This window comes from Deltaproteobacteria bacterium, assembly GCA_018668695.1.
In the GTDB taxonomy this organism is placed as follows: Bacteria; Myxococcota; XYA12-FULL-58-9; order XYA12-FULL-58-9; family JABJBS01; genus JABJBS01.
Map to the genome: position 1 here is coordinate 1 of JABJBS010000048.1, position 7,326 is coordinate 7,326.

Annotated in this window: 6 protein-coding genes; 3 read left to right on the top strand and 3 right to left on the bottom strand. The window is 51.6% G+C overall.

Translation table 11 applies throughout. The features are described from left to right. The first annotated feature begins 283 nt into the window (after positions 1-283). The gene (gene hutH / locus HOK28_02355; GenBank protein MBT6431903.1) at positions 284-1,810 is read left to right on the top strand and encodes a histidine ammonia-lyase; all 1,527 of its coding nucleotides are present in this window, start codon (positions 284-286) and stop codon (positions 1,808-1,810) included. A 20-nt stretch (positions 1,811-1,830) separates the two neighbouring features. Here hutH and HOK28_02360 read toward each other — a convergent pair whose 3' ends face one another. After that, positions 1,831-2,544: a hypothetical protein gene (locus tag HOK28_02360; GenBank protein MBT6431904.1), complete on the bottom strand. Its 714-nt coding sequence runs from the start codon at positions 2,542-2,544 to the stop codon at positions 1,831-1,833. 83 nt (positions 2,545-2,627) lie between these two features. Between HOK28_02360 and nagZ the strand changes: the two genes are divergently transcribed. Continuing rightward, the gene (nagZ, locus tag HOK28_02365; GenBank protein MBT6431905.1) at positions 2,628-3,725 is read left to right on the top strand and encodes a beta-N-acetylhexosaminidase; all 1,098 of its coding nucleotides are present in this window, start codon (positions 2,628-2,630) and stop codon (positions 3,723-3,725) included. A gap of 1 nt (position 3,726) precedes the next feature. Here nagZ and HOK28_02370 read toward each other — a convergent pair whose 3' ends face one another. Continuing rightward, complete coding sequence (locus tag HOK28_02370; GenBank protein ID MBT6431906.1) at positions 3,727-4,644, bottom strand: NAD-dependent epimerase/dehydratase family protein; 918 nt, start codon at positions 4,642-4,644, stop codon at positions 3,727-3,729. A gap of 12 nt (positions 4,645-4,656) precedes the next feature. Beyond that, a complete protein-coding gene (locus tag HOK28_02375; GenBank protein MBT6431907.1) occupies positions 4,657-5,484 on the bottom strand; it encodes an acyltransferase family protein in 828 nt (275 codons plus the stop codon). A 333-nt stretch (positions 5,485-5,817) separates the two neighbouring features. On the opposite strand from HOK28_02375, the gene HOK28_02380 reads away from it, so the two are divergent. Continuing rightward, positions 5,818-7,326: choice-of-anchor D domain-containing protein (locus HOK28_02380; GenBank protein MBT6431908.1), on the top strand; the 1,509-nt coding region annotated here is incomplete at its 3' end.

Genomic DNA, 7,326 nt, shown 5'->3' on the forward strand with positions numbered 1-7,326 from the left:
CTCGGTGGCCACTTCGATCGGAACATCTCCCGCAGAACCCTCGCCATAATGGGGAGATGCGGCGATTTTTCGAATTCCTGCTTTATAGAGGATCTCCGCCATTTCGAGTGAAACCTCCATGTTGGGAGACCCGTCGTCCACTCCGGGGAGTATATGGCAATGAATATCGAGCATTGGGGTTCTATAGCACAGGCCAAAGCGGATGATACAAGCCGAAAAATCGTTTGATTTTATGACACACTGCCTATTGACCGACACCGCCTCAGCACCCTAAGCAGCGGCCATGTCTGATACAATTATGCTAGGCGATTCGCCACTGACTCTCGAAACTGTTTACGCAGTTGCTCACGGTGCCAAAATTCTCATGGGTGATAAAGCCCGGCTTCGCGTTGATAAGGCACGAGCACTGATTGAAGAGAAAGCTGCGGGCGATGTGCCTGTATACGGCGTCACCACAGGCTTTGGCGCGCTTGCCGAAGTGAAGGTTGCCCCAGATCAGCTTAAGGCGCTTCAGCGCAACCTTATCCTCTCCCACTCTGCAGGTGTTGGACGTCCCCTCTCTCGCCCAGAAACTCGGGCTATGATGCTTCTAAGAGCACAGACACTTTCAGAGGGACACAGTGGAATCCGTTCGAAGGTCATCGATCTTGTCCTGACTATGCTCAATCGCGGCGTACACCCCTGCATCCCTGAAAAGGGATCTGTAGGTGCATCCGGTGACCTCGCACCCTTGGCGCACCTCGCGCTCGGTATGCTTGGAGAAGGACAAATTGAGTTCGATGGAGAAATCCTACCGGCAATGGATGCGCTTCGCCGCGCTTCCCTTCAGCCACTTGTTCTCGAAGCTAAAGAAGGCCTCAGCCTCGTCAACGGTACACAAGCTATGGCCGCCGTTGGCACCATGGCTTTGCTCTCGGCCGAGCACATGTGCAAGGTTGCCGACGTCGCCGGTTCAATGACCTTGGAAGGCCTCAAAGGCATTTCATCTGCTTTTGACCAACGCGTCCAAGACGTTCGCCCCCACCCGGGGCAATCTACTTCGTCGAAAAACATTCGTAGAATGATTGAAGACTCAAGCTGTGCCAGCGGGCAAAGTGCCAACCGTGTTCAAGACCCTTACTCGCTTCGGTGTATGCCTCAAGTTCACGGTGCTACCCGTGACGCGCTAAAGTATGCTCGCTCGGTGTTCGAGATTGAGATCAACAGCGCAACGGATAACCCCTTGGTGTTTGCCGATGAGGGTGATGTGATTTCAGGCGGTAACTTCCACGGGCAGCCACTGGCTCTCGCATTGGACTTTGCTGCGATTGCAACGGCTGAGCTGGGTAATATATCCGAGCGCCGTGTTGAACAGCTCGTGAACCCAACCTTAAGTGGCCTGCCACCTTTTCTCGTGCCAGAAAGCGGTATTCACTCGGGCTATATGATGGCTCAAGTAACAGCTGCTTCATTGGTGAACGAAAATAAGGTTTACGCGACTCCGGCCTCCATCGACTCCATTCCAGGAAGCGCCAGCCGCGAAGACCACGTCTCCATGGGAATGACCTCTGCACGTAAACTTCGAGAAATCGTGACCAACGTTGAGGCCATCATGGCCGTTGAAGTACTTTGTGCTGCGCAGGCCATCGACCTGCAAGAGCCCGAGGCCCTGGGACGTGGAACAGCCGCAGCCCACTCAGAGGTACGCAGCGCAATTCCTCACCTTGATGGGGATAGACTACTAAGCCGTGATATCGAAGCAGTTCTAACGCTGGAGCGTAAAGGAACCATCGTTCGTGCAGTTGAAGATGCTATTGGGGCGCTGGACTAAAAACAAAAGCGGTCGGGTCTCTACTGCTTCTTGAGCCCCAGCGTGCGCCTCAAACGGTCATGCATGTCGCCTGCTTCCTGCTGGACGGCTTGAATCAAACGGTTGCCCTCTTGGGCCAAATCAATATTCTCCGCGCTGCCTGCGCCACTGGCTGCCTGCACCAACGAAGAACTCGATGCTGGCACATCTTTGCCGGCTTGAAGAACTCGGCCTAAGGCAGCCTTACGGGCCATCACCATTTCTTCAAGCTGCGCCAACCTTGCCTCAAGCATCTCCACCGTCACGCCCTTACCCTGGGCAAATGAACCTTGGCGTTGAAGCAGGCCCTGTAGATCAGTTGCCAGCTCGCCATCTAATCCCATCAACTCAGAACTACTGCGTAGCTCTTCTGGCGAGGGCGTTTCCTTCGTGGCTCCAGGGAGAACCACTTGCCGAAGATCTGATGCGCCCTCGGCACCGCGTAGCGCAGACATTGCTCGCGTGGACATATTGGCCTGCTGGGTCGCGTTCACATCTTGGTTAAAATACTGATTTTTAAAGGCCGGACCCTTCGATTGCTGTGTATTTAATTTCTGGCGCAGCTGAGCTTCGAGTGCCGAAGCTGAAGTCTTTCTGACATCTTGATGCTTCGAAGCAGCACCAGATTTACCAGTCTTTTTGACCTGACCGCCTTCTTCCTCTTCGTCGGGAAGTTGAATAGGCACCGGTGGCTTGTAGAGTAGGTCTCGTCCCATACTCTAGCCTAACCTGCGTGGAGCTATTCTCCAAGGACAAAGAAAGCTGACATCCACTATCATTTCGTGCTTTAAAGTCGGGCATGTACGCCACTCGAGAAGACATTCGTAAAGCAGCCGGAACTCTTATTACCTGTGGATTTTCAGGTTTATCCATCGATGCGGAGCTCAAAGAGGTGCTCCGCGAGGTTCAGCCTTCCGGTCTGATTCTATTTAAACGTAATATAGAGAGCCCTGAGCAAGTGGCTGAACTTGGGAAAGAGCTGAAGCTTTACCGTCCCGAGAACCCACTCTGCCTTAGCGTCGATCAAGAGGGAGGACGTGTTGCGCGCATTCGAGAGCCAGCGACCGTCTGGCCGCCCATGCACCAGCTGGGTGAAATAGGAGACCCTGAGCTTTGCTATCGATTCGCTCAAGCTCTTGGCCGCGAAGTCAGGGCAATGAACTTCGACATCGACTACAGTCCAGTCCTCGACGTCAACAGCAATCCCGATAACCCAATCATCGGTGACCGAGCATTTTCACAGTCACCAGAGATTACAGGAAAATGCGGAGCCGCTGTGGTGAAAGGCCTTCACAGCGTCGGTGTAGCAGCAGTGGGCAAGCATTTTCCGGGTCATGGCGATACCGACCTAGACAGTCACATCGCCCTTCCGAAAGTTAGTCATGAGTTATCAAGGCTACGAGAGGTCGAGTGGCCTCCTTTTAAAGCAGCAGTTGATGCCGGACTTGGTGCAATCATGACAGCCCACGTTGTCATCGAGTCCATCGACGAAAATGTTCCGGCCACATTCTCAAAAGATGCCATGGACTTTCTTCGTGATGAACTCAATTTCCAAGGCGTCATCATGAGTGATGATTTAGAAATGAAAGCTGTAGCCGATCGATATGAAGCTCAAGAAATGGCAATTTTGGGGATGAAAGCTGGCCTCGACCACTACCTCGTTTGCGAAAAGCCAGAAATGATTCTCGACTTTTACCGCGCCCTCATCCGAGCCGTCGAGCGGGAATACGTTAGTCATGAAAGCATCATCAACGCCGCCAAGCGCACAGAAGCGTGGCTCCAGAGATTCTACCAACCTCCAGTAGATGCAACAAAAGTCAATGAATGGGTGGGATGCAGAGAGCATCAAGCCTTAGCTAAAGACATTGATACCCGTTACCGAATGCTCTCAATGTAAATCAATCGCCGCGAAACGGCTCTAGAATCTCATAAAGGGAACGGTCGGGTTTCGCATTCACCACTTCGTTCACGCGTTTCGTATCGAGAACGGCATTGAATCGAATGTGGTCTAACTCAGGCGCAGGGAATGATACCAGCCGGTATTTCCACGCCTTCTCTAAGTAAAATTTAAAGAGCGGGTGTGGCACAGGTAACACTGGCTTACCTAGAATCTTAAGTATCTTAGACAGAGGAACCGGGTCCGTACTCACAACGTTGAGAACGCCTCGAACACCTGGCTCAAGGGACGCTTCAATAACACGCAGTAAATCATCCTCTGCTGTAAGTTGAACCATTGGATCGAAACCAGCCAAAGTTGGCATCACCCTCAACCGAAGATACTTGGAAGGTGCATTTCGCACATTAGGACCTACGATGTGCGCTGGCCGAAGAATGACTGTCTCAATATCGTGGTGTCTCCAAAAGAACGATTGCACGGCTCGGTCGACGGCAACGATAGAGCGTGTCTCAGGAAAGCGTTGGCTTGCCATGAGAGGTGCATCTTCATTGATGAAGTGACTGTTGCTTGGCGTTGGGCCGTAAACATCGCCCGTCGATAACAAGATAAGCTTCTTAACGTTGTATTTACTAATGTAGCGCAGCAGTGTTTCCGTGCCGATGATGTTGCGCACATAGAGTTCTTCACTTGAGATTCTGAAGTTGTGAACTACACCCAGGTGAATAACCGCATCGATTTCTCCCTGACGGAAAATGTTTTCCGCAGGTCTACGCCTGATATCCACACGGTGGTGAATGATGTCTTGTGGCAATCCGGGGCATGGCCTCCGGTCGAGCCCTATCACTTCGTGATGTCGGTTTAGACGATTCGCAAGTCTTCGCCCAAAACGACCCGATATTCCGGTTAGTACAATTCGCAAAACTTTAAGCCCCTACCAAAAGATGTGCTCTCGTTCTCGTAAACCTTCATCAATCATTTGCTGCATTTGATTCTTAACATGCGACACTTTTTCAAGAATCACATCATCCTCATCATTTGCATTTCCTTCGAACTGCATCGGCTCGCCAAAACGAATGCGGTAGCGTGTTGGCAGCGGCAATAAACCAAGCCCCGGAAATAAAGGGTTGGTTGGCGTAATTGGAAACGCGGGCAAACCAAGCGCGCGCCCTAACGATTTTGCGTTGTAGAACGTAGGCGCCTGCTCTTCCGCTCCAATCACTACAGCTGGAACAATAGGCGTATTCGTTTCAAGCGCCAAGCGCATAAAGCCTTGTCCGAATCTTTGCAGCCGGTAGCGTTGTGACCACGTTTTGTTCAAGCCCCGGACTCCTTCCGGAAATACCAGAATAGACTCACCCGAACCCAAGAGACGACGACAATTCTCGGGCGTACCTAGAATTTGACCACAGCGCGCCAGAAGCGGCGACACAAAAGGTGTCGCAGGTACGAATCGTTCGACCATCGACCGCGTGAACCTTGGCGGTTCACTGTCGAGGAACATCGACATACCGATCATCAGCCCATCAAACGGAAGTTGCCCCGAGTGATTGGCAATAATCAAACTGCGACCTTCAGGAATATTTTCAAGACCTTGAGCTTCGCACCGAAAATACTTTCGGTAGAGCCAAGCCGCTGGGCCGACAACCTTCTTCACGTACTGTGGATCAAAACCGAAAGGGTCTACCCCGTACGGACCAAGGTTACTCGGAATCCGCTCGAGACGGTCTTCAAGGTCACGGCTGGACATTACATCGCCCATGCCTTCACTAACTTTTCCGGCCACCTCAAGTAGCTTGATTGCTGCGCCAACAAAATCCATAACGATCGACTAAGCCATTATTACATGGTGTGTCAAACAGTCTGGCCTAATTAATTTCTAATAAAAAGAAAACTTAATTCATTTGCAACGTCTCGATTTGTAACAACTTTTCAATATTTATAAAAATATTATAACCAATGTAGGTTCTTGCCGCATATGTCATCAGCAATGCTGCGTTGGGGGAATCAATACATGCATCTAAATCCAGTTGACAAAGTGCGTTACAAAGGTGCCTACTGTGCGCAATACCTATTCTTCGGAAGGAATGCCCACATGCCCGTACAAGTCGCTAGACACCTGTGCCTACTCGCTTTATTCGCTACCGCCATCGTTGGATGCGGTGACAAGCGACTCGCACCATCAAATATACCTGTCGAAGAAATTGGCCCGTGCGTAACGGATGAAGACTGCGGCGAAGGCTATATCTGTGTTCTCGGCGAATGTGTGCCAGTCGAAGATTTTGACTGCTTGGGTAATGACGCGGCGCGCATCGTGGTCGATCCTAATAGTCTAGACTTCGGTGAAGTTGCTCTCGGTAACTCGTCAGCATCCGTCGTGACCGTCACAAACGACAGCGAATGTAACCTCACAATCTCTGATGTAGACATGGCCGACGGTACCAACCCAGGGTTTGACTGCAGTCCATGCGACCTTACATCTTACCCAACAGTCATCGCGCCACAGCGGTCATTGGAGATTACCGTAAATTACTCACCAATCGGCGTGGGCTCTGCCAGTGGGGAATTACTGATTCGCTCCGATGCAGGCAATGTCGCCGACGACAATGGCATCGTTGGTATCAGCCTTAACGCCAGCTACAGCGGCGTACCTGCCCTCGTCATCGACCCACCTGAGCTTAGTTTTGGCTATGTACCCTTCACCGCAGGACAAGGCGGCGGAACACAGACACATAGCGTTAAGTTAATGAATCAAGGCACAGGCAATGCTGTCCTGGTTGTTGAGTTTATCTACATTCGCCCGGGTACCGATTTCAGTATTCCAGAAGAGCTGGCAGACATCTCGCCTGCCAACCCACTCTACCTCCCACCATACGATGAGAACGACCCGAACACGTGGGTTGAGGTTCCTGTAACTTTCTCTCCCACAACAAACGCTGACCACCAGAACATTCTAACTGTTCAGGCTCACGCAGGTGACGAAGCAGGCTCGGTTGAAGTTAACGCGCAACTCACCGGCTCTTCACTCGGACCACCAGTGATTCAAGTGAACCCATCGGAACTCATCTTCAAAACAGAAGCTGGAGACCCGTTGAACCTTGGCTGGACGGCATACAGAAGCGTCATGGTTGTAAACAACGGTCAATCAGACCTCGTATTAGACCTTGAACTTGATGACCCAACGGGAGACTTCACGTTCTCACCAGCGTTCGTACCCGCTATTCCTGCAGGTGGCTCCATCGCATTCAGCGTACTTTACACGCCATCGCAATCCAGCGATGCATTCAACCCGGGTGACCCACAGGCCTCTGCGGACGCATGGTTTCGAATCATCAGCAACGATACCAACCACGTAGTTTCAACCGTTGATCTACACGGATGGGCGCGAAGCGGCGTAGCCGACGATGTTCTTAAAGTTGAAATGACGTTCGCTAACAACGCGAGCAACTGGGCACAGAATGATTTCCGTAACGTAGACATGGAGCTGGAAAGCCCACTGGGTTACTCGTGCAAGAAGCCATTCTTAGGCGAAAGCAGCAACGGTACGCTTCAAGTGATTGAAGACTACTGTGAAACTTGGTCAGACACCGGCAGCGAAGGAACC

Bases quoted from the DNA above. Each gene is read 5' to 3' on its own strand.
- HOK28_02360 (MBT6431904.1), bottom strand. From the start codon at position 2,544: ATGGGACGAGACCTACTCTACAAGCCACCGGTGCCTATTCAACTTCCC.
- hutH (MBT6431903.1), top strand. From the start codon at position 284: ATGTCTGATACAATTATGCTAGGCGATTCGCCACTGACTCTCGAAACT.
- HOK28_02375 (MBT6431907.1), bottom strand. From the start codon at position 5,484: ATGGGCGATGTAATGTCCAGCCGTGACCTTGAAGACCGTCTCGAGCGG.
- nagZ (MBT6431905.1), top strand. From the start codon at position 2,628: ATGTACGCCACTCGAGAAGACATTCGTAAAGCAGCCGGAACTCTTATT.